This window comes from Pleurocapsa sp. PCC 7319, assembly GCF_000332195.1.
Classification (GTDB): Bacteria; Cyanobacteriota; Cyanobacteriia; order Cyanobacteriales; family Xenococcaceae; genus Waterburya.
On the sequence record NZ_KB235919.1, the window covers coordinates 429,894 to 455,639 of the forward strand.

Below are 25,746 nucleotides of genomic sequence, written 5' to 3' on the forward strand. Positions count from 1 at the left end.
AAAATTGATTAGAAAAATTAAGAGGCTACTCATGCAAAACAATTCCAAAATGAAAGTACTTTATATATCTGGCTTTGAACGCAGTGGAAGTACAATTGTTAACAGGGTACTAGGACAAATAGATGGCTTCGTTGCTTGGGGAGAACTTAGAGATATTTGGCTGCATGGAATCGTAGAAAATAGAATTTGTAGTTGTGGACATTTATTTACAGATTGTTTAGTCTGGCAACAAGTATTTAATGAAGCTTTTAATGGTATAAATAAATTCAAGGTATTAGAAATGATCGAGCTACAAAAGCTAACTCGCTCTATGGTTTTACCTCACTATTTTGGATTAATAAAAGATAAGTCTTTCAAAAAAAAAGTAGGTCAATATCTAACTAATTTAGAAAAACTTTATCAAGCTATTCAAGTCACAACGAATAGTAAAGTTATTGTTGATTCAACAAAAGCCTCTTGGTATGGTTATATTTTGAGTTTATTGCCTTCTATAGATTTATACGTTATTCACTTAGTACGTAACCCAAAAGGTATTTGTTATTCTTTGGAACAGCGTAAACTGAAAGGGGAACTAGAGTGTCAATGGTACAATCCGCTACATGCTTCTTTATCTTGGAATCTTAAAAACTACGCTGTAGAAATGCTGTTAAATTCTTCTAGCAAACGTTATTTGAGGATAAGCTATGAAAATTTCATTCAAAATCCCCAGATGATTGTAGAGCACATACTCAATTTTCTTGACGAAAAGGCTACAAATCTTCCTTTTATAGATAGTTCAACTGTAAAAATGAGTACAGATCATATTATTGCAGGTAGTCCAAGTAGTCGTTCTGATATTGGAACTGTCAAATTATCTTTGGATGAGAAATGGCAACAGTCAATGAGGAAATTAGATCAGGCTTTAATCAGTATTTCTACTTTTCCAATTGCGAAGAAATATTATTAGTCAAAATAAAATTAATTTTGAGTTAATCAAGCTTAAATTTAAACAATCAGTTAGCTTAAATAACATTTCAACATAAGTCATTAATCACAAAAAGCAATTACATTTTTTCTATGTCTCAAAATCAAAAAAATAATAATCTAAAATTAGCGGTTCTCATGACTTGCCATAATAGAAGTCATGTAACATTAAAATGTCTTAAAGCTTTATACAGACAAAATAAATCTTTTCAAGTTTACTTAGTAGATGATGGTAGCTCTGACGGAACTTCAGAAGCAGTAAAAAATCATTATCCTGACGTAAAAATTTTGCTGGGTAACGGTAATCTGTTTTGGGTTGGAGGTATGTATTTCGCATTTGCCGAAGCAATGAAGCATAATTATGAATACTATCTCTGGCTAAATGACGATACTATCCTAGAGCCTGATGCTTTAAGTAAATTGCTGGATACTCATACCTTATTAACAAGTCAAAACAAAACTAAATCCATTGTGGTTGGTTCCGTTAAAGATCCTGCTAGTGGAGAATACAGCTACGGTGGTAGAATTCGTTCTCGAAAAAAACTTTCTCATACTTTTGAAGCAATTAAACCAGGAAAAGAGCCTCAAGAATGTCTTACTATGCAGGGTAATATAGTCTTAATTCCTCGTTCCGTAGCTAATATTGTAGGTAATTTAGAGTCTAATTTTACTCACCAAAGAGGAGACTTAGACTATGGACTGAGAGCAAAAAAACTAGGATGTTCTATTTTTGTCGCACCTGGCTATTTAGGAAGTTGTCCGCAAAATTCGGTCACTGGTAGCTGGATAGATATGAATCTTTCACCTTACCAACGTCTAAAAAAGGCATTTCACATTAAGGCTTTTCCACCCAAGGAGTGGACAATTTTTATTAAGAGGCATTCGGGTGATTTCTGGTTTATTTATTGGAGTTTTCCCTATATCAGAGCCTTAATTGGATATAGAAATTTAGATTATTCACCTACATTTAAGCGAGAAACAAAAGCAGATATATAGAATAATTAGTTATTTTGTTTACTAATACTCTTGAGAAATTGTTCTTAGAATAACAAATGCAAGAATTCAAAATCTAGCTATATTCTTAATTTGAGTTCAAAATGAAATTAATCAGTAATAAAATAAGCAAAATATTTTTAATATCAACTTTATCCTGCTTAATATACATTCATACTCAAACTATAGCAGCTAATCAACAGATAACAGTGGATGTTAATAACGTTATTGCAGATGTTTATAACAATCCTGTAGGAATAAATCTCAATTTTTTGCTAGATGAAGAAAGTGCTGCCATACCTTTTAAAGAACTCAAATTAGGTTCTTTACGTTATCCAATGGGTGAAATTGCTGATTATTATTTATTTGATCGTAACAAACCCACTCAACCTAAAATATCTATTCGAGATTCTAGTGTTTGGTTCGCCAATTTTACTAATACTGATGGTACTTGGAAAAATTCTTTAAACTTTGATCAGTTTGTGACTGTATGTCGCTCCGTCAATGCTGAACCGTTTGTAGTAATTGGAATTGATGCTCTAGCTTATACAGGAAATTCTCCTCATGCAACATCAGAAGAAGTATTACAAGCAGCGGTCGATTGGGTTGAATACGCCAATGTTATTCAAAGATATCAAATCAAATATTGGGAAATCGGAAATGAAACTGATTTATCTAGCGCACATTTAAATTGGACGGCAAAAGATTATGCTGAAACTGTGGTGCGATTTTCTCAAGCTCTGAAAAAGGTTGATCCCTCAATTGAAATTGGAGTCAATGGAATGACCGGATCTACTTGGTGGGATAAAGTTATGCCAATTGTTAATAATAATGTTGACTTTTTAGTTACTCATCAATATTCATCCATGCAAAGTTACAAACAGTGGAAGTCTAACGATTGGAACTATACATCTAATATAGAAACAGCTAAACAAGCAATCGAAACATATAATCCAATATTGAAACTGAATGTAACTGAGAATAGTTCGTTTAACCCAGGCAAATCTCATTTCAATAATATATGGAAAATGCTTCATAATTTTGAAATGTTAGGTAATATTCTGTATATCGATAAAGTTGATTACTTTCATTTTTGGACATCTCGATGGTTGGAAAAAAAATCTTATTCTGAGGATTTCAGTGCCTTTGATGCTAATTACCAACTCATGCCAATGGGTTATCCTCTTAAAATCTGGGGAAACTTTCTTAAACAGAAAATGGTTTATTCTTCAAAATCAGGTCCAGTTGGCTCTTGGGCCAGTTACGCTCCTGATGATAACTCCTTGAATGTATTTCTGCTTAACAAAAACAAAATACCTCAAAATGTAAATATAAAACTAGATAACTACACGGAAAGTACTCAAAATGAACGTTGGGTTCTTAAAGGTTCTACACCAGAATCTACAAATGTAACCTGGAACAAGTTTGGTTCGGTTTCAGTAAGTAGATCAAAGATTAAGACCAAACTAGAACCTTTATCTGTTACTGTTATTGCTTTTCAGGCTAGTAGGACTAATTAAATTCAAGGTTAAATTATTCAGGAGTATTGTAGTGACTAAAAGACTAGGTTTTCTTGCGGCAGCGCCTAGAATTTCAACTCGATTTGATGCCGAAATGTCGGGTCCTCGTTCTCGTGTTTTGGGATTAGTTAAAGGCTTTGAATCTCTAAATTGGTCAGTTCTACCATTTATTGTTGGTGATAGAACTCCCTCCAAATGGTCCACTAAAGGCTCTGGAGCAGCAATTAGTAGTGGATATCTGCGAACTTTGGCAGTAGATATAGTTCGTCTAGGTTTGGGGATCTTTAATAGTTGGCGAAGTTGGCGCGAGTTGGGCAGACAGGTAGATTGGGTATACGAATATGCTGCTACTCTTCAATGTTTAGGATGGATTTTTCAACGCCAAGGTATTCCTTGGATTTTGCAGGTAGAAGCTTTGCTTTATTATGAAGCTAAAACAGAACGTAAAGCCCTGATTTTAGATGGAATTGCTCGTAAATTAGAATTATGGTCATATCGGCAGTGCGATGTTATTGCTTGTGTTAGTGCTACCCTCAAAGAAATACTGGTTCAGGAAATAGGCATCAACCAAGATAAAATCGTCCTAGTACCTAATGGAGTTGATATCGAATTTCTTAACCCTCAACTACACGAACCAAAACGATTATTTTCAGGTTTTACGGTGGGATTTGTGGGAAGTTTATATTCTTGGGCTGGATTAGACCTCTTGCTGGAGGCAATTTATGAACTGCAATCAGAAGGGTATCTAATATCCCTTGTAGTTGTAGGGGACGGAGAAATGAAACAGGCTTGGGAAGAGCAATCTCAAACCTTGGGTCTTGAAGAACAGGTACAATTTGTTGGACGAGTGCCTTGGCAAAAAGTACCACAGTATATAGCTGGATGTGATATTGGTTATTCAGGACAAATACAGTTGCAGATGGGAAAAATGTATTTGTCACCGATGAAACTTTATGAATATATGTCAATGGCCAAACCAGTTATTGCCTCGGCTTTTGAGGATGCCCGAAGATTAGTTGTTGAAGAAGAAACAGGATTCTTATTTCGGCCTGGAGATAAAAATGCACTCAAAGAATCTTTGATTAAAGCTCTTGTAGCCAAAAATAAATTGAAAGAAATGGGCGAGCAGGCACGCAGAGAAATAGAAACTAATCATAGTTGGACTAATCGAGTTCAAGTTCTGATCGAGAAAACTGAGCATATTTTAATGAATCGGTTGTGTCGCAAAAACTAGGATAGAGAAGTAGTAGTCCACACGGCTTGGAAGGTTTTTAAATCAGAAGAGATTTAATCAAGATCAAGAGTACTATAAAGGCATCATCACCTTCAAAACTTGTTCTGTAGATTTCCCTTGGACAAATAAGTTTTGACTAAGTTCAAGCAAGTTGTGTAAGGCTTCACGAGTTAGAGAATCAAGTCGTTGACTAATATAGGATGTTGAACTTCTACGGCAATTCCATCGATTCTTTGACCATTGGATATTGATCCTGTGACTACTGTTTGATAACAACTCCAACATCGATTTACATAGTCGTATGCTTCTTTGGCTGCGAAGATTTTTTCACTGTGAGGATGATACGAGAATGTCCAATCTAAAGCTATTACTTCCCTTCCTTTTCCTTTATGTAGAGGAGATACAATTTTCCTATGCAGCAGCATCAATTCCTCATATTTCCATCCTGATTCAAATACTGCTTCGTGCATTGCACAACGACTTACTTTTTCTTGTTCATCCCATACCAATTGGCTGTAAATTCCTTGAAGAGTTTTATTCGGACTCATTAGTAGCCCATTAATGTAACGACTGATATGTTTAAATCCTGCTTCTTGGCGACACGGCTTGGCGGTACAATTTCAGAAACTTAACTATGGTTGCTGGGATGCCAACTAGAGGAAACATTTTTATTGGGCGATATTTCTTTTTTCAGTTTCCCACTTTTCATATTATTTGAATACTCGTGACCAATTCTTGATTTTTCTGTTTACGATTGGCTCTGCCAGTGCGCGGAGCGCAATCGCTCTAACCTTCCAAGTCGTGTTTAATGTGACTTATGTAACATTTACATTATATTTTAGACATTAGATTTATAGCAGCATAATTCGTAATGGATTCAGTTGAATTTTCCAGGGAAAAGAACGACCTTTTAATTTCATCCATTTATCTTTAAAAACTTCTGCTTGTAGATGATAATCATCAGGATTATTAGCAGGTTGATTTAATTTGAGGTATAAGGTTACTCGATGTTGAGTTTCGCTGATTGTTGCCAACCAACAAGGAAAAGTATTTTTCTCATCGTCTGTATCAGGAAAAATTAGCTGATGAGCACGAATACCTACATATTCTAATAATTCTGGTACTGGTTCTATTGTTTCTAAAATACAATTCCAGTCCATCGCTTTAATTTGGTGTTGAGAAATAGCTAAGGCACGAGAAAAGTTTTTACAGCCAGTTAGCTGGGCAGTTCTAAAATTACCAGGATGCTCAAAAATATCTTGTTTTGTACCATGAGCGATCGCTTTTCCCTTGTCAATTACCAACAGGTTAGGACATACTCGATAGACTTCTTCTAGATTATGAGTAATGAATAAAGTCACTCCTTGATAACGTATGAGGTTATTTCTTAGAATTTTTTCTTGTTTATCTCGCAAATAAGTATCTAATGCCGAAAAAGGTTCGTCCAATAACATTATCCCTGGTTCACTTGCTTTCGCTCTGGCTAATGCCACTCTTTGTTGTTGACCTCCTGAAAGTTCTCCAGGATAGCGATCGCCCTTACCAGGTAAGTCAACGACGATTAACTGTTTTTCGATCTCTTGTCTAGTTTCCTGCCTAGATTTCTTAGTCGGCATTCCAAAGGCGATATTTTCGGCAATAGTTAAATGGGGAAACAAAGCATAATTTTGAAATAAAAAACCACAAGCGCGATCGCGTGGCGGTAAATTAATACCTCGGTTGGAATCAAATAACACCCTACCATTGAGAACAATACGACCTTTGTCTGGAGTGTCTAAGCCAGCAATACAGCGTAAAATCAAGCTTTTACCGGCACCAGAACCACCTAACAACCCTAAGGAAGTTTGATCTGTCTGAAAAGCAACATCTAATAAAAATCCTGGTAGCTGCTTTTGAATCTCGACAGTTAATTTAATTTTGGCTTGAGGTACGGGATAATCTAGAGATTTTTGGCGTTTTTCCAGTGTACTCCAATTAATTTTAGGAATATTACCTGGAAAATTTCTACGGGGTTTTGATTTATGATATCTATTAGCTTCAGTCCAATAATTAACCGCCGTAATTACCCCCAGAGAAATTGCCAGCATAACTATTACCAACATTAACGCCCGATCCATTGCCCCTCCTTCAGCAGCAAAGAAAATCGCGATCGGAATTGTTTCAGTTTTGCCAGGAATCGAACCAGCTAACATTAAGGTGGCACCAAATTCCCCTAAAGCACGAGCAAAAGCCAATAAAGTAGCTGCAATCAATCCAGGTTTGGCTAATGGTACAATAATCCGCCAAAAAATCTTCCATTCTGAAGCCCCTAAAGTTCGGGCACAAGCAAGTAGATTAGAATCAATTTGTTTAAATGCCCCTAAAGCAGTTTTATACATTAAGGGAAAAGCCACAACTGTCGAGGCGATAACAGTAGCATACCAAGAGAAAATAACTTTAATGCCAAAATAATCTAATATTTGACCGATAAACCCATTTCTCCCGAATAACAGCAATAGCAAAAAACCAACAACTGTAGGCGGAAGTACTAAAGGAGCAGTTAATAACCCTTCAATTAATCCTTTAGATTTACCTCGATAACTCAACATCCAACGCGCTGCCGTAATGCCCAAGAAAAAGGTAATTACCGTGGCAGTAGTAGCAGTTTTGAGGGATATCCAGATGGGAGTTAAGTTAGTCATTTTGGGCAGAGGCGGTTCGCGAATCCGCCCATACAATAATAAATTACAAAGGAATAAAATTATTTTTTGCGGGCAACAATATGAAAAATGTGCCAGTCTCTATCTTCCCCTAGAGGAGTTTTGCCTGGATGTTCTTCTTCTTCGAGCAGTTCGATCTCGTAGGGTTTTAGTAAGGTTTCTACTTGCGATCGCGTAAAGCAATTGATTAATTCACTGTTGCCCCAAGAATCGCGATCGCCGAATAAATGTCCGCAAAATCTACCACCAGTAACCAAAGAATTAAAAATTTGATTCCATAAGGTAGGAAAGACTTCTGGGGAGCAGAATGGTATTGAAAAACTGGCATTGATTAAATCTACTGATTTGGGAAGTTGTACCTCTTCAAAGCCGACTATTTGAGTAGTTAATTGCAAGGTATTCAGGTTCGGACGAGCTAATAAACGATGAATAGCATCTGGTTCTCGATCAATAGCCAGTACTGCCCAATTTTGACGTAATATTTCTACTGTATCCCTGCCAGCTCCACAACCAAGATCTACAGCTATACCTGGTTGCTCAAAAGCTGCGAGTGCCGTCAAAATCGTTTTTCTTGGCGGACGATCAGCTACGATATCGTAATAAGCTTTCCAGTCTCTTTTTAGGGTTGGGGAGTTCATTGATTACTGATTACTGATTACTGATTACTGAATTACTGACACAAACCCATGCTCTTTAAATACCGTTTGAGCTTCGGGGGTGGTTAAAAATTCTATTAATTTGGTTGCCAATTCTGGGCGATCGCTATCTTTAATTACGGCAACAGGATAAATTACGGGGTAATGGCTAGTTTCTGGGGCAGTAGCAACTATTGCAACGTTATCCGAAACTTGGGCATCAGTACGGTAAACAATTCCTGCATCTACGTTACCAGTAGCTACATAATTAAGAACCTGACGGACATCTTTACCGTAAATAGCTTTAGAATTTACTTGATCGGCAATCTCTAAAGAAGTTAATACTTCTTGAGCATATTTACCAGCAGGAACACTTTTTGGTTCTCCCAGGGCGATCGTATTTATTTCTTTAGTAGTTAAATCGTCAAAATTATCAAGTTTGAGATTATTTTTATTATTATTTGTAGGAGCAATCAAAACCATTTGGTTTTTTAATAAATCCCGACGAGTTTCTGTTAGTATCAGACTCTGCTTTTCCAAAGCATTCATTTTATTGTTAGCAGCAGAGATAAAGATATCTACAGGCGCACCTTGTTCGATTTGACGCTGTAGTGAACCAGAAGAAGCAAAATTATAAATAATTTCAGTCTCAGGATATTTTTGCTGGTAAAGAAGCTCAATTTCTTCCATTACATCTTTAAGACTAGCTGCTGCGGATACCGTTAATTGAGTTAATGGAGTAGCTTGAGTAGGATTTTCTAGACTCAGATTGCTTAGGAGACTGCATCCTCCTACTAATAGCAATGATACAATACCGATACTTAAAACCCCTAAGTTCTTTTTGTTATTTATCATAATAATAAGTTTAAAATAATAAGTTCAAAAATTGATAATAAGGGAATAACCGCTAACCACTAACAATTTTGAGCCAGCTTGATGTTACGTTGTGCCCTTGGGTAGTCCCTACAAAGCAGTGGAGGTGGAGAATTCATGGGCGTTTTCAGGAATGGGTGCAAGAATCAAATCTTGCCATTCTAACTGAGTTGAAGTAATACTAAATCCTATTTAGAAAGTAGGTAAACAACAAGTGTTTTTTAGCCAATGATAGTTAGTCAATTTACGAACTTCATCTTTCATTTCACTGACTACACAACAACGCTCAACTAAAATGTCCTCTATCTCATTAATAGTTTCAAAATATTGATTTACTAGAGGTTCATCTACTAACTGCCACAACCTTTCGGCTGGCTGTAACTCTGGAGAATAAGGAGGTAAAAAATCAATCTCTATTCCCTCTGGAATTATCACTTTTTTGCTGCGATGCCATCCTGCATTATCTTCTACCAAAAGAATTTTTTTTGATTATTAATTCCAGCATCAATAGCAAACTGTTGATAAACTAGATTAAGCCAGTTAGTATTAACCCTGGGAATTAAATACCATAAAGTTTCTCCAGTTTTCGGTTTGACGAATCCATAAACATACAACCATTCATAGCGATGTTGTACAATTGCTTCGGGTCGATTACCAATTTTCGACCAAACTTTTTTCAGTATTGGTTTTAGTCCCACCCTATGCTCATCAAAAAACCATATATCTACCTCCACATCTGGGTTTTCTTGTTCTAGTTTTTTGACTTTTAAGGGAAAATTTGCCTTAAATATTTCTTGTTCTAATTTATCTGCTTTTTGATGTGTTGGTCTTGGACTCTGCCAAGAGTAACCGCACTTTTTTAAGTAATCCCATCCTCTCTGATTCCAGACTTTTTCTCTGCCCGTTTCTTTTTCAATCCAGCGAGCTACCTTCGTTCCTGTCCAGATTCCTCCGTCTGGTGACTCTTTAGCGATCGCTCTTGTGAGTTTTTCTAACTGTGGTGGTGATAGTAACCTTTTTTTCCCTCTAACGTGATTGCTGGTTTGATTTTGGCGATTTGCAACCCCTTCTTCTCCATGGAGGTTATACTGACTGAGAATCTTTTGAGCATAAGCATAAGAACACCCCACAGCGATGGCACTATTTTTAATCGTCCAGCCCTGAGATACTTTCCATAGTAGATGCCATCTTCTAGTTTCTACAGAGTCTTTACTTTTAAGATATTTTTCTTTAAGTTCACCTGAACTTAAATGATTGGCTAAATAAGCTGTTTTTGGCATTCAATTTTTTTCCCTTCTCCAGCTTTATTTTATACTTACTTTGGTAATCGGATTTAGTATAAGTCCTATTTTCATCGCTGGTGTTAAATGTTGATAACGACGTTTAAATTTTTGAGTTTCACCAGTCACGTCTAGACGAAGACTTTGGTGAAAGGTGCGATAGTTGTAGTCGAATAAATTAATCCATAAAACTGATTGAAAGTTTTTCTGATTCTTGCAATAATACTAAATCCGATTGTAAAAACCCACTTAAGTAGTAAGACAGAATTAATTGTATATTTTAAGATAAAGTTTTAAGTGACTATTTTCAGGTTAAATTAAGGGGTCATTATAGGAGAAGTTGAGGCAATCGCTGAAAGTTCGGGAGAACCCAAAGTGCTCGGCGATCGCCTAAATAAAAGAAACCAGATTAAGATGAGATATATTAAGGGTTTAAACAAAGATACATTAAAACTTTTAAAGAGAATTTACCAGCAGAGTAAATATTATCAAGTAAGACAGAGAGCCCATTGTATTAAATTAAGTTATCAAGGCTATAAAATCTCAGAATTAAGGGAAATATTTCAAGTAAGTCGCAATACAATTTACAATTGGTTTAATGCTTGGGAATCATCTAAATTTTCGGGACTTTATAATAGTCCTGGTCGGGGAAGAAAAAAGCTATTTACTGTTGAGCAACAGCAACAAATAAAAAATTGGGTAAAAGACACGCCCAAAAATCTGGAAAAAGTCCAATCAAAAATTTTAAGAGAATGGGGAAACACCGTAAGTAAAAAGACTATAAAAAGAATAATCAAATCAGCTTATATGGGTTGGTCTAGAATCAAAAGAAGGGTAGGGGGAAATCCTATCCCTGAATTTTACGACCGAAAAGTCAAGGAATTAGACAAATTAAAAGAACAAGAGTCAACAGGAGAAATTGAAATTAGATACGTAGATGAAAGTGGTTTTTGTTTAATTCCATATATCCCTTATGCCTGGCAAGAAAGAAAACAAAAAATCGAAGTCCCTAGTCAACAAAGTAAAAGATTAAATGTCTTAGGCTTTTTAAGCAGACAAAATGAACTAGAAGTATACACTTTTAAATGCAGTATTAATAGTGACGTCATTGTAGCCTGTATAGACCAATTTTGTGAAAAAATCACCAAAAAGACCATTCTAATCATGGATAATGCTTCAATCCATCAAAATAACTTTCTCTGGAATAAGGAAGCAGAGTGGTCAGAAAAAGGACTAGAGATTTTCTTTCTACCAACTTATTCCCCTCATTTGAATATCATAGAAATTCTCTGGCGTTTTATTAAGTATAAGTGGTTAGAAAGTGATGCTTATGAAAGTTATTCTGCTTTAGTAGATGCTGTCGAAAATATTCTCAAAAACTTTGGTACGGAATATACAATTAATTTTGTCTAGTGCAGCTAGGCGGAAATAGCCCACCAGGTTAAAAAGGAAGCTCTCATCAGATAAAATGAAACTTACTCTATTAAGCAAAAGAGTGAAGCCAAGGAATCGATGCCCATTAACAAAGCAAAACTAATCAACCTCTCCAGCAGACAAGAAACACTACTACAACAGATAGTTAGAGGGACTACCAACCCTGATCGTTTGGTGAGAAGAGCCAAGCTGATTTTAGCCGCAGCATCTGGAGAGAGCAATAGTTCTATTAGTCGAAGATTAGAACTAGAAAGAGGGCAAGTACGCTTGTGGCGAGAACGATGGAGACAGGACAAAGAGAAACTAGCAGCAGCAGAAGAACAACAAGTAACTGACAAAAAGTTAATGGTCTTGATTAAACAAGTTTTAGAAGATCGCCCACGTTCAGGCACGAGCAGGTTCTTTAGCGTAGAACAAGTCGTTCAAATAGTGGCACTAGCCTGTGAATCTCCCGAAGAATCAGAAAGACCAGTAAGTCATTGGACAGCCAGAGAGTTAGCAGCAGAAGCAGTTAAAAGAGGAATAGTGTCAAAGATTTCCCCTCGAAGTGCGGGACGTTTTTTAACAAGAAGCCACACTAAAACCAGATCTCCATCGTTACTGGTTAAATCCCAAAATTGATGACCCCCTAAAATTTAAAAAGCAAGTCAAATATATCTGTCAACTGCATCAAAATGCCTTAAAGTTATTAGAACAAGGTATTCATTTGGTTAGTACCGATGAAATGACAGGTATTCAAGCTCTTGAAAGATTATTTCCAGCCAAACCAGGCAAGCCTAAACCTGGTTCTAACGGATTTTGTGGGTAGTAGAAATACTCAGGATAATGGGGCTTGAAGCACAAAAGAAATCAAATTGAGATAAAGTCAACAAACAATCAATTGATTTTCAGTAAAAATTCAAGCATGGCAGTTTCTATCAGAGGAGATAAAAGTATTTGTTTACCCGTTAGCAGTGAAGAACAATATCAACAACTAATCGCCAATAATCACAATTATAGAGCCTATTTGCTGCAACTTTATGCCAAGTATCCTGAAATTTTTCCCAGAGAAATGGAAGCAGGGTTCAGCTTTCATGATTGGGTGGTCTCCAGCAAACAGGAACTGTCAATGCGCCGCATTAAGCTCAAAGCTAATCAGCAGGTCTATCAATTGCGTCCTGACTTCATTATGCCTTATATGGTAGGAAAAACCGACGAAATAGACAAACCAATGTATTTAAGACAATTTGGTGTGCCTTTTGACGCTTTAAGTTATGTTTTCGGTCGTAATGCCATGTACTGGTATCGTATTTACCTGTCTTTAGGTCGAGCCTCGATTGTGGGAACGACAATCAAAGACGCTCAAAAACTGCCTCCACATCTGGTAGCGGATGAAAAACATACTTGGTTAGGGGGTTCACGAGTTTATCTTCCTACTACCGTAGCATCTGGCTGTATTTTGGGAGTTAGCTTGACCGAATCAGCTAGTGCGCCAGCTTTAACTAAAGGATACGCAGAATTTCAAACCGAAGCTCGTCTTCTCGACCCCAATTATACCCCAGTGACAGTCAATACAGATGCTTGGGACGGAACTAAACAGGCTTGGCTTAATCTATTTCCCACGGTGACTTTGGTACTGTGCTTTTTGCACGCGGTGCTAAAAGTGCAGAAAGGAAGCCCCAGTTATCGCAATTTAAGAAACAAGCTCAAAGCTCTGCTCTGGAAAGCTTATAAATCCTCTACTGCTGCTAAATTCTTGCAAGGAATACGATTAGCTTTGATTTGGAGCAAAAAACATATCAGACGGAAACGCACTTTAAGCAAGATGCGTCAATTATGCCGTCGTGCTGCTCAATTCACAGTCGCTTATCAATTTCCCCAAGCTCATCGCACTAGCAATATGGTAGACCGGTTGATGAATCACCAAGACCGTTTACTCTACACTATGCAATACTTTCATGGTGACAAGGAGTCGGCAAGATTATATCTACGTTCGATGGCACTGATCTGGAATTTCCATCCCTACGCAGCTAGAACTCGCTCAAAATGCTCGTCACGGATATCGCCGTTTAGCGATCTCAATGGTTTTAGCTATCATCACAATTGGCTTCACAATTTGTTGATTGCTAGCTCGATGAACGGTCGCCAAACCCTTCAAAGTGGTTGATCCACAAAATCCGTTAGAACCAGGCCTGGGCGACCCCGCTGAGACAGTTTCTCTGTCATTAGCCTGAGTTTTTGTGGCGAGCCCCCCAGACTTTTTTGAGAAGGTTCATATTAGTTTAAATGGGAATTTAGATTATCTAGTCTGGGGCAATAATGAACTATTAATTATTGAACCAAAAAATGATGATTTTGTTGGAGGAACAAAGCAATTAATTTCTGAACTAGTAGCAGTAACAATTGAGCAGCAAATATCATTTCTGTACGGTGCTGTATCTAACGGTATTACATGGCAGTTTATAAAGTTAGAACAAAATCAAATAATTCAAGATACTAACTATTACAGTTTTCCCCAAAATAGCCAAGAATTATTTTTAGCATTATTAAAAATTTTCGATAAAAAATCATGAGCAAAATTTAAAAAACAGAAGAAATCCTAACCAATATTCAAACAGATATTAATCCCACCAATATGTAACCATCGTGCCATCCTTTCTCTTAGAAAAATCCTTGCCATATAAATCCTCTTTTAAGCAGCGTCTTGTCGGGTTAAATTTTGAAGAAACTGCTGCTATAATATCTTCACTTTCTACGACCTCAAACTCATCAACTTGCCACTTTTCTTTAAACTCTAATAGTTTGCTAAGTTTGGCATTGTCCTTATCGGTAAGAATGTACAAGGTATCGACGGGATACTCAACAAAGTCCAACAAGGCTGGATTTTTTTGGTTCGCCATTGCCACAAGAGTTTGCGCTACTTTGGAATAACTGTAGCCAAGATCATCGTCATAGTAAACTGCATAAGAAAAGATGAAACTCAGCCATAAATCCTGGTTTTTGATCAGGTCAGTCAGAACCTGACGACCATTAAAATTGTTAAATTCGCGCTTAAGCATTAAGGCGGCGAACATCTCCTGGGCGCAATATGAATCAGCCAAAGCTTGAATTTTGTTGATCTTAAGTTCCATGATGAAAACTTTTGATAAAAATAGCTATTTGCAAAATAAACATCAAGAAAAAAGCCCACTTTAAGCGGAGGAAATTTAACTCGATATTTTCAATTCTTCTGGTTCTTTTGGCTGTCCTTTCTGCCTTCTCTTTGACTACATGATCAAGTTGTGCTTTTACCTCTTTTGAATCCAGTCTGTCTTGTTTTTCTGTCTCCTCTTTCTTTTGTCTCCACTGTTCTTGCGATGAGGACAAACTATCTATTTCCGACTAGGTTTTTTTTAAAAGTTGCTTTATATCATCCCTTTGAATTTTCAAGTCACTTTTTTGTTCTTGATTACATAATTTTCGATAATTTGACAATTTATAAGAAGCATTTTGACATACGATGATGATACTCAAAAGTGTGTTTCGTATGTCCTTAGTTAGCTCAAGATAGGTATCATTATGTTCTAAATCAAAACCATCGAGCATCGGAATGACTTGAGCTTGGCTTTGTTCTAATTCTGCAAAAAAATACAGCAAAGAATCTAATAATTCTTGGTAACGAAGCAGTTCCTTCTTCTTTTTTAATTCGTTGTATTCTTGATCGTTTTTCATTGAACTAGTTTTTTTAAAATCGTCTAATACTCCTCATCAGAAACTTGGTTATAAAGATCATTTATTGGATTTAATTTGTTTTTGAAGTTTGGTTATTTGTTCTTCTAAACGATTAATTTTGCGATCAGTTGCACTTTCTAACTGTAGTTGAGTCTCTTCCTTAAAGATTTTTTCTCCACGAGGAAAGACGTAATAAACCTCACCTTTAGCAGAGACTAATTTTTCTCCTTCTAATTCTTGAATGTATTTATCTAATGCTTTTTTGGCTTCTTTGGGACTTATTTCTGCTTCGGTTGCCAGATCGAATGCCGTGATACATCCATTATTAGTACTTCTGTCTGAGAGATATTTAAGCTTTCGGAGAATTTTCTTCGGTTTGTCGATGCGGTAAGGAAGATAAAAAACCGCACCAAACACTGTGCCAAAAACACCAGCTATTAAGCTCATATCAATAAAAAATTCGGAAATAGGTTCAATCATTTTGGATAGATTATGTTGTTTAATTAAAAAATATCAAAATTATTATTCGGCAAATTTTTGTGGGGAGATAATTCTTGCTTTAACCGTCTCAACTGCATATTGTTTATTTCACTGTTGAACTAAATTTCAATATTGTATAACTGGCATATTTCAATTAATTCTTGTCGAAAACAATTACGCAATCCATCAGGGTTAGTTATATTGCAGTATTTTCCATATCCTTTAATTTCCCTAATCAACCAAAAAGGATTAAAGACTCTACGAGTTACATTTCTAAATCTGTTACTAATCGCATCCGCAATATCTTCCTCTCTAGGTTTATAGGCTTTTACCATCCAGTCCGTAAATTGTAAGTGTACTTCTAGATAATCTAAACTCCCGCGCCATTCTCCAGATTTGGGAATAATTCCCTGAATTCGATCAAAGCGTAAACATCGATTATGAAGGATTTCGGGGAAATACTTTTTATTTTCGGCTGAGACATCTTCTGTTTCTTCGCACCAAATATTTAAGTAGAAACGCTTCTCGTGAAAGTCTATTTGGGCAAAGTGTACGTTAAAAATTAATTCTTGCTCTTGACTATTCGTATAAAGTATCTCGAAGGGTTGCTTATTTTTAATATATTCTTCAACAACCAATCGCCATTTATCTAAATGTTGATTTATAACCTTGAGTAATTCTTTTTTTACTGAAAGCTCTAATTGAGATTTATCTAAAACATGAAGAGCGATCATTTCTGCTTCTGCTGTATATCCTGTATCTATTAGAATCCTTATGGCTTGTCTTAGAGCTTTTATTTGATTATCACTTAAATAAAAAGGCTCTCCTACTTGTACTTCTTTATTAGCGATCGCCGTCACAAATGCAGATGGAGAAGGACTTTTACCCCAAAAAAAGCCTAATTCACGGGCTATTTCTTCTAATTTGGCTTTTGTACCTGGCGAAAGTGAAAGTGTAAGCGTTTCTTTTTTCCTTGACATTGCTAATTTGTAATTGCAAAATGCGATTTAACGTCATATACTTATTATTGTAAATACAAATCGTCAATATTTGAGAAAAATTAATTGCTTTTGCTAGATAAACCATAAAATCTCGAATCATTCAAGATAAGTATATTTAAAACATTTTTGTAATATAGAGAGAGATCATGATGAGTAAAGAAAATTTGTTATCTAGGATTGCGATCGATCGCAATATCTGTTCGGGAAAACCCTGTATTAATAGTTACGTAGAAATTCTCTTATATGGAAGTAAAGAGGAAGTAATAGCTAAATAGTTAATTTTGAAGTTGAAAATTCTGGAAATAATTGAACCATGAACAATTTTATTCAACTTAAGCCTATCTATTCATGTCCTGCTCATGAAATACCGAAAGAAATTAAACTTCCTAATGGCTGGATTTTATCTTGGCATCAACGGGAAACTTACTTATCGCTTAATGATTCCAAAGTCGATGTGGTTATTAATACAGGAATGACTGGAGATGGTAAAACTTTAGCAGGAGATTTAGATGTTATTGTTGGTGATTCTCTGGCTTTGAAAATGTACCCTACTAATGAATTAGCCAGAGATCAAGAAATTTCTGCCAAAGAATACCTCAAGCAATTTGAATTAGAAGATAATTTAAAAATTAATCGTCTTAGCGGGCAAGATTTAGAACTTTATGCCGAACAAGAAGGACTAAAGAAAAAAGCTGCTTTCAAAACTCGTGCATTTAATTCAGAGATATTATTAACCAATCCCGATATCTTTCATTATCTGCATCGAGGAGCTTATCTAACAACTTACGACAATCCCGATTTATTGTGGAACAAAATCGATAAAAGATTTGATTTGTTTGTTTTTGATGAATTTCATGTATTCAGTGCACCACAAATCGCAAGTGTAATTAATACGATGCTATTAATTCGCTATACTAATCGTCATAAAAAGTTTTTGTTTCTTTCTGCTACTCCTGATCGCGACTTTATAGATCGCCTAGTCAAAGCTGGTTTTAAAGTTAAAGTAATCGATCCTGTTGCAGAAAATAAGTATCGATTTCCCGCAACTAAAGCCGAAGCACTGAAATTGAAAAACGATAATTGGCGTGAAGTATCTCGTCAAATAACTTTAAACTTTATTGGTTTAGAATCTGGTTCGACAAGTTCGGAAACCTGGCTGAAAGAAAATAGCGATCTCATTTTAGAATTATTTGCTAAACACCCTGGAAGTAAAGGAGCAATTATCCTCAATTCAATTGCTGCGGTGAAACGCTTAGTACCTTGGTTTACTGAGTTATTAGAGCCTTTAGGTTTAACTGTTGGGGAAAATACGGGATTGTCGGGAAAAGAAGCTAAAAGTCTATCTTTGGCAGCAGATTTAGTTATTGGCACAAGTACTATTGATGTGGGAGTTGATTTTAAGATTAATTTTCTTTTCTTTGAGTCTGCCGATGCAGGTAACTTTATCCAAAGGTTAGGCAGGCTTGGCAGACATGATGGTTATGAAAAAGATGGAAAGTGGATTGAGTTTGATATCTATACCGCTTATGCTTTAGTTCCCAATTTTTTAGTAGAAAGACTGTTTCTTAAAGATTCAGCATCACTTGAAAATGGACAAGAATGTGATCGCCCTTTTTTCCATCAGGTAATTAGGAATGAATACCGTCAGATTAATGATTTTCGTGGTTACTACTCTCGTTGGGGTGCAGTTCAATCTACTAAGTTATGTTGGCAATTAGGACATCCTAGAATCAAACACGCCTACTATAGTGAAGGTAGTCAGGAAGCCTTCAGGCAAGATTGCGAGAAGATATTTAATACCAGTCTGAAAAAAACCATTGGCAGAATTAAAGGATGGGAAAAGGAATGGCAACAGTTATCAGGTAATAAATCTGGTAATCCTATAGCGGAAGATGCTAGTAGTTTTCGTGGCGTGAGTTGTTTGGAATGTGGCTTATACGATCTGACAGAAACTAACGAAGCAGATCGTTTTAAAACTTATGTTTTACCAGGAATATTAAGTAATTTAGAAATTGAAACTATTACCAAGGCTGAATTCGATCGCTTACTAAAAGCAACTAGCCAGAAAATAAAGACACCCATTCCTAAAAGTAGATTTAATTACTGTTTGGGATTCATGAAGTTACGCAACTATCGGGAGTCAAGATTAGATTGGCGATTTACTTATCAAGGTAATCTCAAAGATATCGCAGAAGCCTATAAAGTTATGATTTTAACTCAAATTCAAGTATGGCAACCAGATAACTATTGGATAAGCCAGATTAACAAGCAGCTAAAGAAACAGGCTTTAGTTAGTTATGTATTGCCTTTTCCCGTAGCCGAAATTAGAAATCGTTTGCGTTTACCGATGCACTTTCAAATTTATCCTATCAGCGATCGCAATAGTATTCATGGAACGATACCTTATTCTATTGCTTTTGGGCAATCGGCATTATTAATCGATACTTTGGCACATTGGCTTAAAAGCAAAGGGGGTGAATCATGGATTGTTTAAAATTTGTATATTTTTATCCTTCAAGTTTAGAACGTTCACCACCGATTATTCTTCATTCAACCATTCTTCGTAACCGCAAGCCAACAAACGAGTTTTTACTTTGTTTATAGCTTCGGTAGAGGGAATAGAAGTAGATTTTACAGCATAAATATCGTTGAGAATTTCACTGTAATCTCTTTTTGTATAATAAGCGATCGTCCCTGCTAGATTGCGATCCGACATTTCTGATTCGAGCAATGCTAACAAGGGAAAATAGCTTTCTCTATCTATACCATCTGGAAAAGTGCGATTTATTAGTTCGTGGGTATTTTTAAGATGATGTGCGATCGTATTACTCATGATATTTGTTTTTATATCACCAAAAATAAGTCCCTACACAGTGGAGTGAAACAAGATAACTTGTCTCTATCCCTTAATACTGGAGTTTCAATTCCTCATAGGAATTAGTTATCTAAAGTGGGAGAAAATAGCTTACGCCATTAAGTTCCGACGTATTTATTTCAATTCCTCATAGGAATTAGTATTCTTCGTCTCAAAATTTTGAGCAAAGCACCCATTCACTTTCAGTGTACCTGAAAGATAATCAGAAAACCTTAATTCTATAAGTCGCCGACGTATTTAACGTAAAAATAGTCAAATAAGTCGGAACTTATAAAAATATTTGCAATCGGTTATCGCTTAAGTTAATTTTTGGAAATAGTCAATTTGTAATATGGAGTTACAAAAATGAAAAAGCGCAAAAAAACAAAAGTAGAGTTACTGCTAGAAGTACTTGCTGATGGCAAATGGCATTGGGGAGAAGAGTTAGCTATCAAAGTTGGCTATCGTTTTGGAGATGCGGTTTATAAAGCCCGTCACGATCTAAATCTCGAAATAAAAAGAGTTAGAATTGGACTTCAAAATCAATATTACTTAGTTCCGCAGTAATTAAGTTTATAAGTTTGGGAAAGCTTTATTAACTAAATATTACCGTTAACATATTTTTAGCAACATGAAAGCCGAACAAAATTCATTAGAAAAAAATCATTATGAATACAAAAAATGATAAAAATATACCGCAGCAGTTATCTTTGTTTAACGAAACAGAAATTGATTTGAATGATAGTAATTTATTTGGCGATGATTTTGATTCTAATTTTGAAAAAAGCGATCGCGCTATTGAAACAGAATCAGAATTATTAACACTGAAGTTATTACGAGAAGCAATTACTGCCGAACATACAGAAGATTTAGTAATGGCGGATTTTGCCGAATATCCATTACCTAATTTATTAAAGTTTGCTATTGGTGTGACGGCTAAAGGTGGTAAATTCTTTGATCGCATTGATAGTGAAAGAAAAGCAGAAAATAAAAGTAGAGTCAGGCGAGATAATGCAGGAGATCAGTCTTTAAATACTCATTTGTTAAATGGTTTGTTTCCTGCTTATTTAATTTGCAAAATACTAAGGCAAACCGACACAACTGTCAAAAGAGAATTTAAGAAGTTTGGCGATCTTAAACTAAGAATTTTAGTAGCAAGTTTTATTCTCCACGACTTTGAAAAATTCGTTCTGAGTTTATTCGATTCTCTATCAGATAAATACAAGGATAAAAGTATAGATATTCGGAAACTATCCATTGAAGAACATCGAGAAATGATCGGCGCGATTATTACAGAACTTTGTTTAGATAAGTTTCTTGATATTGGTTTAGAAGAAGATGAAAAATGGCAATATTATCTAGATGACTTGTTATTTATTGCTTATAATACTCAAGTTCGTTACGGTACAAATCTCAATCTTTCAGAACATGGATTAAGCCCGAAGTTAAAAGATCGTACTTTAATTTGTATTGCCGATCTTTGTTGTTTGGCTGACTCTTTAGCTTCGATAGTTAAACATCCTCAAGATGCCGAACATCAAAGGCTTAAAAACTTAATGCACAATCTCAGTGATGGGCAGTTAAAGTTTACCTATCATCGCTTGGCGGAAAATCGAGGTGTATTAACCAATGTAGTAAACAATGCTTTAATTCAGGCGCATACTGAGTTAAATACAGCAGACAATAATTACTACCAACCTCTTTTATATCTGCCTACAGGAGTTATATATTTAGCTGCTAAAGATGCGCCGAGTATTTCTATTGCATATATCCCAAATAAAGTAATTACTAGTATCAAACAATTGTGCGCTGACAGATTAATGCAAAGCCAGACTGGTTTTGGTAGAGATGGGAAAGGAATGAAATATGCAGACTATTACGAACAGTTTTTTACTATTGTCGGTTTAATGCAGGTGGCGTTAAGGGCTACATTGCGGATTTTAAACGATAAAAAACTTTCTGTTGCTAAAAGTCGTAGTGATAATTTAGTCAAGTTTCAGCAAAAGGATGTTTTACCCACAGATTATGACTTTACCTTTGAAGATGATATCAGATGCGATCGCCTGGCGGAATTTGGGGATGTTATTTGTCGCAAGATATATGGGGAAAAGGCTAAGAAGATTCAAGCTTTAATTAAAGCTAGTAAAAAAGATAAAAAAGCTGAAGACTTACCAGAGCTAAATTTGTTACCCGAACATTTAATTATTAAGGTAGCTGAATATTGGAATTTAGAACAATATGTTCCGCAAATCAGAGAAATACAGAATATTAATCAAAGTCTTAAAGAACTAAAACTAAAAGGGAATACTGGAGGAGTACCTTATGAATGGTATTATCTGGCAGCTAAATATTTACAACATAATCCTGGAATTGAAGATGTTAGGGAAACGGGAGAAAAGTTAATTGAAGTTATTGCAGAATTGATTCAGCCTATTGTTGATAAATATGAGTTACCTGATGGTTGGGATGACTTGAGACTCTGGGTAAATCGTATTGTGATGTTACCTCTCCCCCAACCCCTCTCTCTTGGTCAGCATTCCCTTGCGTCTTTCGCCGACGCGGGGTCTGACCGCTCCTACCAGGAGAGGGGAGAAGAGGAAGATGGGAGTAATTCAGCGCAGGTATTTCTTGATGAACTAAATAATTATCAACTAGCTAAAAAACCAGGGAGGGGAAGACAGCCTATTTGTTCCATTTCCCATTCTGCTTACAGCGTTACGGAACAAATGGAGTCGGCGGTATTGTTCACTCCCCAGGTATATACCAATAAACAAATGCTAGGAGGTTCAAATGCTAAACGCAACATTTCTAGTATTGCTGGGATTGAGATGATGCTGAGGCAAATTTTGATGAACAATACTCAGGCAGTAGGCAAACGATTTGAAGATGGCAAATATCGTTACATCTACTTTTACCCTACCTATTACTTCACCCCAGAAACCAACAAATTCTTACAGAAAGCCTATGCCAATATTGCCCAGACTCGTTTTAGCACTGGGGTACGAAATCATTTTATTAACGATGAGTTACAAGCTGACTTTAGTAAACAACGCTATCAAAATGTAGACACTTTCTTGATTGATGAGGATTTACAACTCAAGCAAAATTTACCAGAAGATGACCCTAATTATAAGAAAGATTATAGCTTTAAACTGTCCTATCCCGATGACTTACCCCTGACGTTTTATTTCATGGCATTGCCCCCAGGCAGAGACAGTACCGATACAGAATCCTGGGTCATGCCTACTTGGTTGGCTTTTGCCTTCCCCATGATTCTAGATGTCAAAACAGTGGTTTCCGAATCTCCCATTCCCCCATTTACTGACGGTACAGAGTTTGAAGAAACAGTATTTCTCGATAGTGCGCCTCAAGCTTTTAAAGTTCTTACAAAAGGAGATCGCTTTAGGCTCGATTATATCTTAGAAGGTTGGCAAGAAGGAGATCAAAAGTATTCTGCGCCCCTTAATGTTTTAACTGCTGCCTATGCCATTCATTTAGATGTAAATGCCAAACAAGGTAAGTCTGGTTACAACGCTAACTGGGGTAAATTAACCGAACTGGCAAAAGATTTAGAAACTAGCCCTCTTTATGTTTTTAATTATCTCAATCAATGGGTACGTAGACATGATGTAGATACGGCAAGAATCGAAAAGATTAAGCTTTATGCTTATCATTTTTATCCCTGCTTTGATGCTTATGCTCAATATGATTTCACTACAAAAAAATGGACTATGACAGAACAATCAAAACTCAATCATCCACTAAAACTAACAGAACTTTATCGTGTATTTTACCGAGCCAAAAAACTATATAGCCCTAAAGCTAATGCAGTATTAAAACCAATTGATATTGCAGCAAATACTATTTTAAAAGCCGAATTAACCGTTTTTTATGGTGAAACATTGGTTCATGCTGTTGCTGCGGAGATTACTAAACTAATGGATCGAGTTCATGCTAATACTGCTGAGGGAACATGGATATTTACTAACCAAGAAAGAGATAAAGAAAGACAAGCAATACTAGAATTTGCCCGTTATTTTGTTGAAGAAGTATTTGAAAAATCTTTTTCAGGCGATCGCGCTCGCTTGGCAGGAAGACAAATTAATTTGATTAAGGATACTTGTGAGTTTTTATATCGTTTGGAAAATGATAAGGATATTAAAATTTTTGAGAGAGAAAAGGCAAAGCAAAAAAATAAAGATGAATCCAAATAGTCTAAATTGCTCGACACTCTTCTAAACATAAAAAACTTAGAAGTAAAAATTATGATCTGCAAACTATCCCATCACAATAGTTACACTACAAGGAGAAAAATATGACATTTCTAAAATCTCTCGATGCAAAATATTTCCACACTGAAATTCCCTACAAACCAATGGGGAAATATGCTCATTTTTTAACTACTCGCGTTACCGAATCCTATCCTCTATTTCAAACCGATGGAGAGTTAAATAAAGCCAGAGTAAGAGCAGGTATTACTCATCAAAAGCCAATTAGTAGATTAACAATGTTTAAACGCAAACAATCTACCCCAGAAAGATTAATTGGTAGGGAATTATTGCGTAATTATGAATTAGTAAAACCAGATGAATGCGAATACAACGTTGACTTTGCCAAAAACAATGCTGATTGTATCATCTATGGTTTTGCGATCGGCGATGGAGGTTCAGAAAAATCTAAAGTAGTAGTAGATTCTGCTTATTCTATTACTTCTTTTGATGAGTCTCACGAAACCTTTACTCTCAACGCTCCTTACGAACATGGAACTATGAGTAAAAATGGTGAGGTTACTAGCAGAATTAACCAGCAAGATCACATTCGTCCTCAAGTATTTTTTCCCAGTATTGTTACTCTAAAAGACCCCACAGAAGCTAGTTTTCTTTATGTATTTAATAATATTGTGCGTACCCGTCACTATGGCGCACAAACTACCAGAACGGGAAGAGTAAGAAATGAATTAATCGGTGTAATTTTTGCCGATGGAGAAATAGTCAGCAATTTACGTTGGACTCAAGCAATCTATGACAAATTAGGAGATAAATTAGATTCTCTAGACCCTTTAAATGAAAATGAAGTAAATCAAGCAGCAAAAGAAACAATTGAACAACTAATGTCAGAAGAATCCATCGTACACAAAGACTTTATTGGCGATAGTTTTACTCCTATTTTAAATGAAGTAAAAACTTTAACTAGCAAAGAAGAAAAAATCAAAGAAATTCTGATTCAAGCTAATCAAGAAGCACAAAATTATTTTAGTAAATATATCGAAAAACCCAAGAAACCCACTAAATCAAAATAATTTGTAGTCTATCTTCCAAAATACATCTAGGGGCGATTCGCGAATCGCCCCTAATATAACCTGTCATCTGTTCCTTATCTTCTCATGACTATTATCTATCGCTGTAATCTAGAACTCCATGATAGTCTTTATTTTGCTACCCGTGAAATAGGTAGACTATACGAAACTGAACCAATTCTACATAATTATGCTCTTTGCTATGCTTTAGGTTTGATTGATAGCCAAAAATACGCTACCACTGTTGCAGAAAAAGATTCTTATCGCTATTTTTGTGCCGAACAAATACCAAAATATAAACAGCATTTAATACCTTTAAATCAGCAAAAAATCTATGTTACTCCAGCACGCTCTCTGATTCATACTTCTGTCTTAAATACTTGGAAATATGCTAATAATAACTATCACGTCAAAATGGAAAAGACTCAGAAAAATATTCCTAGTTTTGGTAGAGCCAAAGAAATAGCAGCAGAAAGTCAATTTGAGTTTTTTATTTTTTCTGAAAACTTACTACATTTCCCTAAATGGAAATGGATACGCCTTGGTAAATGGATGAGTAAAGCCCAGGTAATATTTGAACAACTATCATCTATCAAAATACAGCAAGGATTATTTAATTGTACTCATCCTTTAAACTCTCTAGATGTCATGTTTACGAATCAAGTCTTTAGTTATGACGTGATTAATATGCCACCCGTTAGCTTAATTCGGAATGCTCAAATTCAGGGTCAATATTATCAAGTTGATAATAATCTAAAACTTCCTGTAAATATGCAATATCGTTTCAGTTAAGA

At 35.8% G+C, this 25,746-nt stretch carries 26 protein-coding genes; 14 read left to right on the forward strand and 12 right to left on the reverse strand.

Translation table 11 applies throughout. The features are described 5' to 3' along the window. Positions 1 to 31 precede the first annotated feature (31 nt). The 4 genes from PLEUR7319_RS0103250 (at position 32) to PLEUR7319_RS0103265 (ending at position 4,710) form a co-directional block, all read left to right on the forward strand. Positions 32 to 946 carry a sulfotransferase gene (locus PLEUR7319_RS0103250; RefSeq protein WP_019503776.1) on the forward strand — a complete coding sequence of 305 codons (915 nt, stop codon included), beginning with the start codon at positions 32 to 34 and terminating at the stop codon, positions 944 to 946. A gap of 110 nt (positions 947 to 1,056) precedes the next feature. Beyond that, entirely contained in the window at positions 1,057 to 1,959 is a 903-nt protein-coding gene (locus PLEUR7319_RS0103255; protein ID WP_019503777.1) for a glycosyltransferase family 2 protein, read from the forward strand. 101 nt (positions 1,960 to 2,060) lie between these two features. Then, positions 2,061 to 3,476, forward strand: coding sequence for a hypothetical protein (locus PLEUR7319_RS0103260; protein WP_019503778.1), 1,416 nt, complete (start codon positions 2,061 to 2,063; stop codon positions 3,474 to 3,476). A gap of 31 nt (positions 3,477 to 3,507) precedes the next feature. Then, positions 3,508 to 4,710, forward strand: coding sequence for a glycosyltransferase family 4 protein (locus PLEUR7319_RS0103265; RefSeq protein ID WP_019503779.1), 1,203 nt, complete (start codon positions 3,508 to 3,510; stop codon positions 4,708 to 4,710). A gap of 170 nt (positions 4,711 to 4,880) precedes the next feature. Here the strand turns inward: PLEUR7319_RS0103265 and PLEUR7319_RS0103270 are convergent, their stop codons facing one another. From PLEUR7319_RS0103270 to PLEUR7319_RS39905, 6 genes are all read right to left on the reverse strand, one after another. Next, the gene (locus tag PLEUR7319_RS0103270; protein WP_019503780.1) at positions 4,881 to 5,258 is read right to left on the reverse strand and encodes a hypothetical protein; all 378 of its coding nucleotides are present in this window, start codon (positions 5,256 to 5,258) and stop codon (positions 4,881 to 4,883) included. Between the two features lie 303 nt (positions 5,259 to 5,561). Then, on the reverse strand, positions 5,562 to 7,391 hold the full coding sequence (gene modB, locus PLEUR7319_RS0103275; RefSeq protein WP_019503781.1) for a molybdate ABC transporter permease subunit: 1,830 nt from the start codon (positions 7,389 to 7,391) through the stop codon (positions 5,562 to 5,564). Between the two features lie 59 nt (positions 7,392 to 7,450). Then, positions 7,451 to 8,047, reverse strand: coding sequence for a class I SAM-dependent methyltransferase (locus tag PLEUR7319_RS0103280; protein ID WP_019503782.1), 597 nt, complete (start codon positions 8,045 to 8,047; stop codon positions 7,451 to 7,453). A 24-nt stretch (positions 8,048 to 8,071) separates the two neighbouring features. Continuing rightward, entirely contained in the window at positions 8,072 to 8,899 is an 828-nt protein-coding gene (modA, locus tag PLEUR7319_RS0103285) for a molybdate ABC transporter substrate-binding protein (protein WP_019503783.1), read from the reverse strand. 210 nt (positions 8,900 to 9,109) lie between these two features. Next, on the reverse strand, positions 9,110 to 9,391 hold the full coding sequence (locus tag PLEUR7319_RS40470; RefSeq protein ID WP_019503784.1) for a transposase: 282 nt from the start codon (positions 9,389 to 9,391) through the stop codon (positions 9,110 to 9,112). Next, positions 9,385 to 10,197: an IS630 family transposase gene (locus tag PLEUR7319_RS39905; protein WP_019503785.1), complete on the reverse strand. Its 813-nt coding sequence runs from the start codon at positions 10,195 to 10,197 to the stop codon at positions 9,385 to 9,387. Before PLEUR7319_RS39905 ends, PLEUR7319_RS40470 begins: the two co-directional genes overlap by 7 nt. A 414-nt stretch (positions 10,198 to 10,611) precedes the next feature. Here PLEUR7319_RS39905 and PLEUR7319_RS0103300 point away from each other — a divergent pair, with 414 nt between their 5' ends. The 4 genes from PLEUR7319_RS0103300 to PLEUR7319_RS34085 all read left to right on the forward strand — a co-directional run bounded on the left by PLEUR7319_RS0103300 (position 10,612) and on the right by PLEUR7319_RS34085 (position 14,183). Beyond that, positions 10,612 to 11,610, forward strand: coding sequence for an IS630 family transposase (locus tag PLEUR7319_RS0103300; RefSeq protein ID WP_019503786.1), 999 nt, complete (start codon positions 10,612 to 10,614; stop codon positions 11,608 to 11,610). A gap of 99 nt (positions 11,611 to 11,709) precedes the next feature. Beyond that, positions 11,710 to 12,252, forward strand: coding sequence for a helix-turn-helix domain-containing protein (locus PLEUR7319_RS0103305; RefSeq protein ID WP_019503787.1), 543 nt, complete (start codon positions 11,710 to 11,712; stop codon positions 12,250 to 12,252). Between the two features lie 283 nt (positions 12,253 to 12,535). Continuing rightward, a complete protein-coding gene (locus PLEUR7319_RS0103310) occupies positions 12,536 to 13,777 on the forward strand; it encodes a hypothetical protein (RefSeq protein WP_019503788.1) in 1,242 nt (413 codons plus the stop codon). Between the two features lie 73 nt (positions 13,778 to 13,850). Next, a complete protein-coding gene (locus PLEUR7319_RS34085; RefSeq protein WP_019503789.1) occupies positions 13,851 to 14,183 on the forward strand; it encodes a hypothetical protein in 333 nt (110 codons plus the stop codon). Between the two features lie 48 nt (positions 14,184 to 14,231). On the opposite strand, the gene PLEUR7319_RS0103320 is transcribed toward PLEUR7319_RS34085, so the two are convergent. The 5 genes from PLEUR7319_RS0103320 to PLEUR7319_RS0103340 all read right to left on the reverse strand — a co-directional run bounded on the left by PLEUR7319_RS0103320 (position 14,232) and on the right by PLEUR7319_RS0103340 (position 16,781). Then, positions 14,232 to 14,741 (reverse strand): hypothetical protein, encoded by a 510-nt coding sequence (locus PLEUR7319_RS0103320; protein WP_019503790.1) that lies wholly within the window; start codon positions 14,739 to 14,741, stop codon positions 14,232 to 14,234. After that, on the reverse strand, positions 14,731 to 14,976 hold the full coding sequence (locus PLEUR7319_RS0103325; protein ID WP_019503791.1) for a hypothetical protein: 246 nt from the start codon (positions 14,974 to 14,976) through the stop codon (positions 14,731 to 14,733). The genes PLEUR7319_RS0103320 and PLEUR7319_RS0103325 overlap by 11 nt, the downstream gene beginning before the upstream one ends. 15 nt (positions 14,977 to 14,991) lie before the next feature. Next, positions 14,992 to 15,321: a hypothetical protein gene (locus tag PLEUR7319_RS0103330; protein ID WP_019503792.1), complete on the reverse strand. Its 330-nt coding sequence runs from the start codon at positions 15,319 to 15,321 to the stop codon at positions 14,992 to 14,994. Between the two features lie 57 nt (positions 15,322 to 15,378). Then, the gene (locus PLEUR7319_RS0103335; RefSeq protein WP_019503793.1) at positions 15,379 to 15,801 is read right to left on the reverse strand and encodes a hypothetical protein; all 423 of its coding nucleotides are present in this window, start codon (positions 15,799 to 15,801) and stop codon (positions 15,379 to 15,381) included. A 119-nt stretch (positions 15,802 to 15,920) separates the two neighbouring features. Beyond that, positions 15,921 to 16,781 carry a YafY family protein gene (locus tag PLEUR7319_RS0103340; protein ID WP_019503794.1) on the reverse strand — a complete coding sequence of 287 codons (861 nt, stop codon included), beginning with the start codon at positions 16,779 to 16,781 and terminating at the stop codon, positions 15,921 to 15,923. A 167-nt stretch (positions 16,782 to 16,948) separates the two neighbouring features. Here PLEUR7319_RS0103340 and PLEUR7319_RS43050 point away from each other — a divergent pair, with 167 nt between their 5' ends. Together PLEUR7319_RS43050 and cas3 are read left to right on the forward strand one after the other, a co-directional pair. Continuing rightward, a complete protein-coding gene (locus tag PLEUR7319_RS43050) occupies positions 16,949 to 17,077 on the forward strand; it encodes a hypothetical protein (protein ID WP_256380620.1) in 129 nt (42 codons plus the stop codon). A gap of 38 nt (positions 17,078 to 17,115) precedes the next feature. Then, positions 17,116 to 19,296, forward strand: a complete 2,181-nt coding sequence (cas3, locus tag PLEUR7319_RS0103350) for a type I-D CRISPR-associated helicase Cas3' (protein ID WP_019503796.1) — start codon at positions 17,116 to 17,118, stop codon at positions 19,294 to 19,296. Between the two features lie 45 nt (positions 19,297 to 19,341). Here cas3 and PLEUR7319_RS0103355 read toward each other — a convergent pair whose 3' ends face one another. After that, entirely contained in the window at positions 19,342 to 19,635 is a 294-nt protein-coding gene (locus PLEUR7319_RS0103355) for a DUF3349 domain-containing protein (protein ID WP_019503797.1), read from the reverse strand. A gap of 387 nt (positions 19,636 to 20,022) precedes the next feature. Here PLEUR7319_RS0103355 and PLEUR7319_RS0103360 point away from each other — a divergent pair, with 387 nt between their 5' ends. The 4 genes from PLEUR7319_RS0103360 to cas5d all read left to right on the forward strand — a co-directional run bounded on the left by PLEUR7319_RS0103360 (position 20,023) and on the right by cas5d (position 25,744). After that, complete coding sequence (locus PLEUR7319_RS0103360) at positions 20,023 to 20,223, forward strand: hypothetical protein (RefSeq protein WP_019503798.1); 201 nt, start codon at positions 20,023 to 20,025, stop codon at positions 20,221 to 20,223. Positions 20,224 to 20,324: 101 nt separating this feature from the next. Next, complete coding sequence (gene cas10d / locus PLEUR7319_RS0103365; protein ID WP_019503799.1) at positions 20,325 to 23,870, forward strand: type I-D CRISPR-associated protein Cas10d/Csc3; 3,546 nt, start codon at positions 20,325 to 20,327, stop codon at positions 23,868 to 23,870. 101 nt (positions 23,871 to 23,971) lie between these two features. Further along, the gene (gene cas7d / locus PLEUR7319_RS0103370) at positions 23,972 to 24,955 is read left to right on the forward strand and encodes a type I-D CRISPR-associated protein Cas7/Csc2 (protein WP_019503800.1); all 984 of its coding nucleotides are present in this window, start codon (positions 23,972 to 23,974) and stop codon (positions 24,953 to 24,955) included. An 84-nt stretch (positions 24,956 to 25,039) separates the two neighbouring features. After that, positions 25,040 to 25,744 carry a type I-D CRISPR-associated protein Cas5/Csc1 gene (cas5d, locus tag PLEUR7319_RS0103375; protein ID WP_019503801.1) on the forward strand — a complete coding sequence of 235 codons (705 nt, stop codon included), beginning with the start codon at positions 25,040 to 25,042 and terminating at the stop codon, positions 25,742 to 25,744. Positions 25,745 to 25,746: the final 2 nt, after the last annotated feature.

Excerpts from the sequence above, each read along its gene's own strand:
- modA (WP_019503783.1), bottom strand. The coding sequence starts at position 8,899 with ATGATAAATAACAAAAAGAACTTAGGGGTTTTAAGTATCGGTATTGTA.
- modB (WP_019503781.1), bottom strand. The coding sequence starts at position 7,391 with ATGACTAACTTAACTCCCATCTGGATATCCCTCAAAACTGCTACTACT.
- PLEUR7319_RS0103255 (WP_019503777.1), top strand. The coding sequence starts at position 1,057 with ATGTCTCAAAATCAAAAAAATAATAATCTAAAATTAGCGGTTCTCATG.
- PLEUR7319_RS0103300 (WP_019503786.1), top strand. The coding sequence starts at position 10,612 with ATGAGATATATTAAGGGTTTAAACAAAGATACATTAAAACTTTTAAAG.
- PLEUR7319_RS0103320 (WP_019503790.1), bottom strand. The coding sequence starts at position 14,741 with ATGGAACTTAAGATCAACAAAATTCAAGCTTTGGCTGATTCATATTGC.
- PLEUR7319_RS0103280 (WP_019503782.1), bottom strand. The coding sequence starts at position 8,047 with ATGAACTCCCCAACCCTAAAAAGAGACTGGAAAGCTTATTACGATATC.
- PLEUR7319_RS39905 (WP_019503785.1), bottom strand. The coding sequence starts at position 10,197 with ATGCCAAAAACAGCTTATTTAGCCAATCATTTAAGTTCAGGTGAACTT.
- cas10d (WP_019503799.1), top strand. The coding sequence starts at position 20,325 with ATGAATACAAAAAATGATAAAAATATACCGCAGCAGTTATCTTTGTTT.
- cas7d (WP_019503800.1), top strand. The coding sequence starts at position 23,972 with ATGACATTTCTAAAATCTCTCGATGCAAAATATTTCCACACTGAAATT.
- PLEUR7319_RS0103305 (WP_019503787.1), top strand. The coding sequence starts at position 11,710 with ATGCCCATTAACAAAGCAAAACTAATCAACCTCTCCAGCAGACAAGAA.
- PLEUR7319_RS0103250 (WP_019503776.1), top strand. The coding sequence starts at position 32 with ATGCAAAACAATTCCAAAATGAAAGTACTTTATATATCTGGCTTTGAA.
- PLEUR7319_RS0103355 (WP_019503797.1), bottom strand. The coding sequence starts at position 19,635 with ATGAGTAATACGATCGCACATCATCTTAAAAATACCCACGAACTAATA.
- PLEUR7319_RS0103260 (WP_019503778.1), top strand. The coding sequence starts at position 2,061 with ATGAAATTAATCAGTAATAAAATAAGCAAAATATTTTTAATATCAACT.
- PLEUR7319_RS0103340 (WP_019503794.1), bottom strand. The coding sequence starts at position 16,781 with ATGTCAAGGAAAAAAGAAACGCTTACACTTTCACTTTCGCCAGGTACA.
- PLEUR7319_RS0103270 (WP_019503780.1), bottom strand. The coding sequence starts at position 5,258 with ATGAGTCCGAATAAAACTCTTCAAGGAATTTACAGCCAATTGGTATGG.
- PLEUR7319_RS0103330 (WP_019503792.1), bottom strand. The coding sequence starts at position 15,321 with ATGAAAAACGATCAAGAATACAACGAATTAAAAAAGAAGAAGGAACTG.
- PLEUR7319_RS43050 (WP_256380620.1), top strand. The coding sequence starts at position 16,949 with ATGATGAGTAAAGAAAATTTGTTATCTAGGATTGCGATCGATCGCAAT.
- cas3 (WP_019503796.1), top strand. The coding sequence starts at position 17,116 with ATGAACAATTTTATTCAACTTAAGCCTATCTATTCATGTCCTGCTCAT.
- cas5d (WP_019503801.1), top strand. The coding sequence starts at position 25,040 with ATGACTATTATCTATCGCTGTAATCTAGAACTCCATGATAGTCTTTAT.
- PLEUR7319_RS0103310 (WP_019503788.1), top strand. The coding sequence starts at position 12,536 with ATGGCAGTTTCTATCAGAGGAGATAAAAGTATTTGTTTACCCGTTAGC.
- PLEUR7319_RS0103360 (WP_019503798.1), top strand. The coding sequence starts at position 20,023 with ATGAAAAAGCGCAAAAAAACAAAAGTAGAGTTACTGCTAGAAGTACTT.
- PLEUR7319_RS0103335 (WP_019503793.1), bottom strand. The coding sequence starts at position 15,801 with ATGATTGAACCTATTTCCGAATTTTTTATTGATATGAGCTTAATAGCT.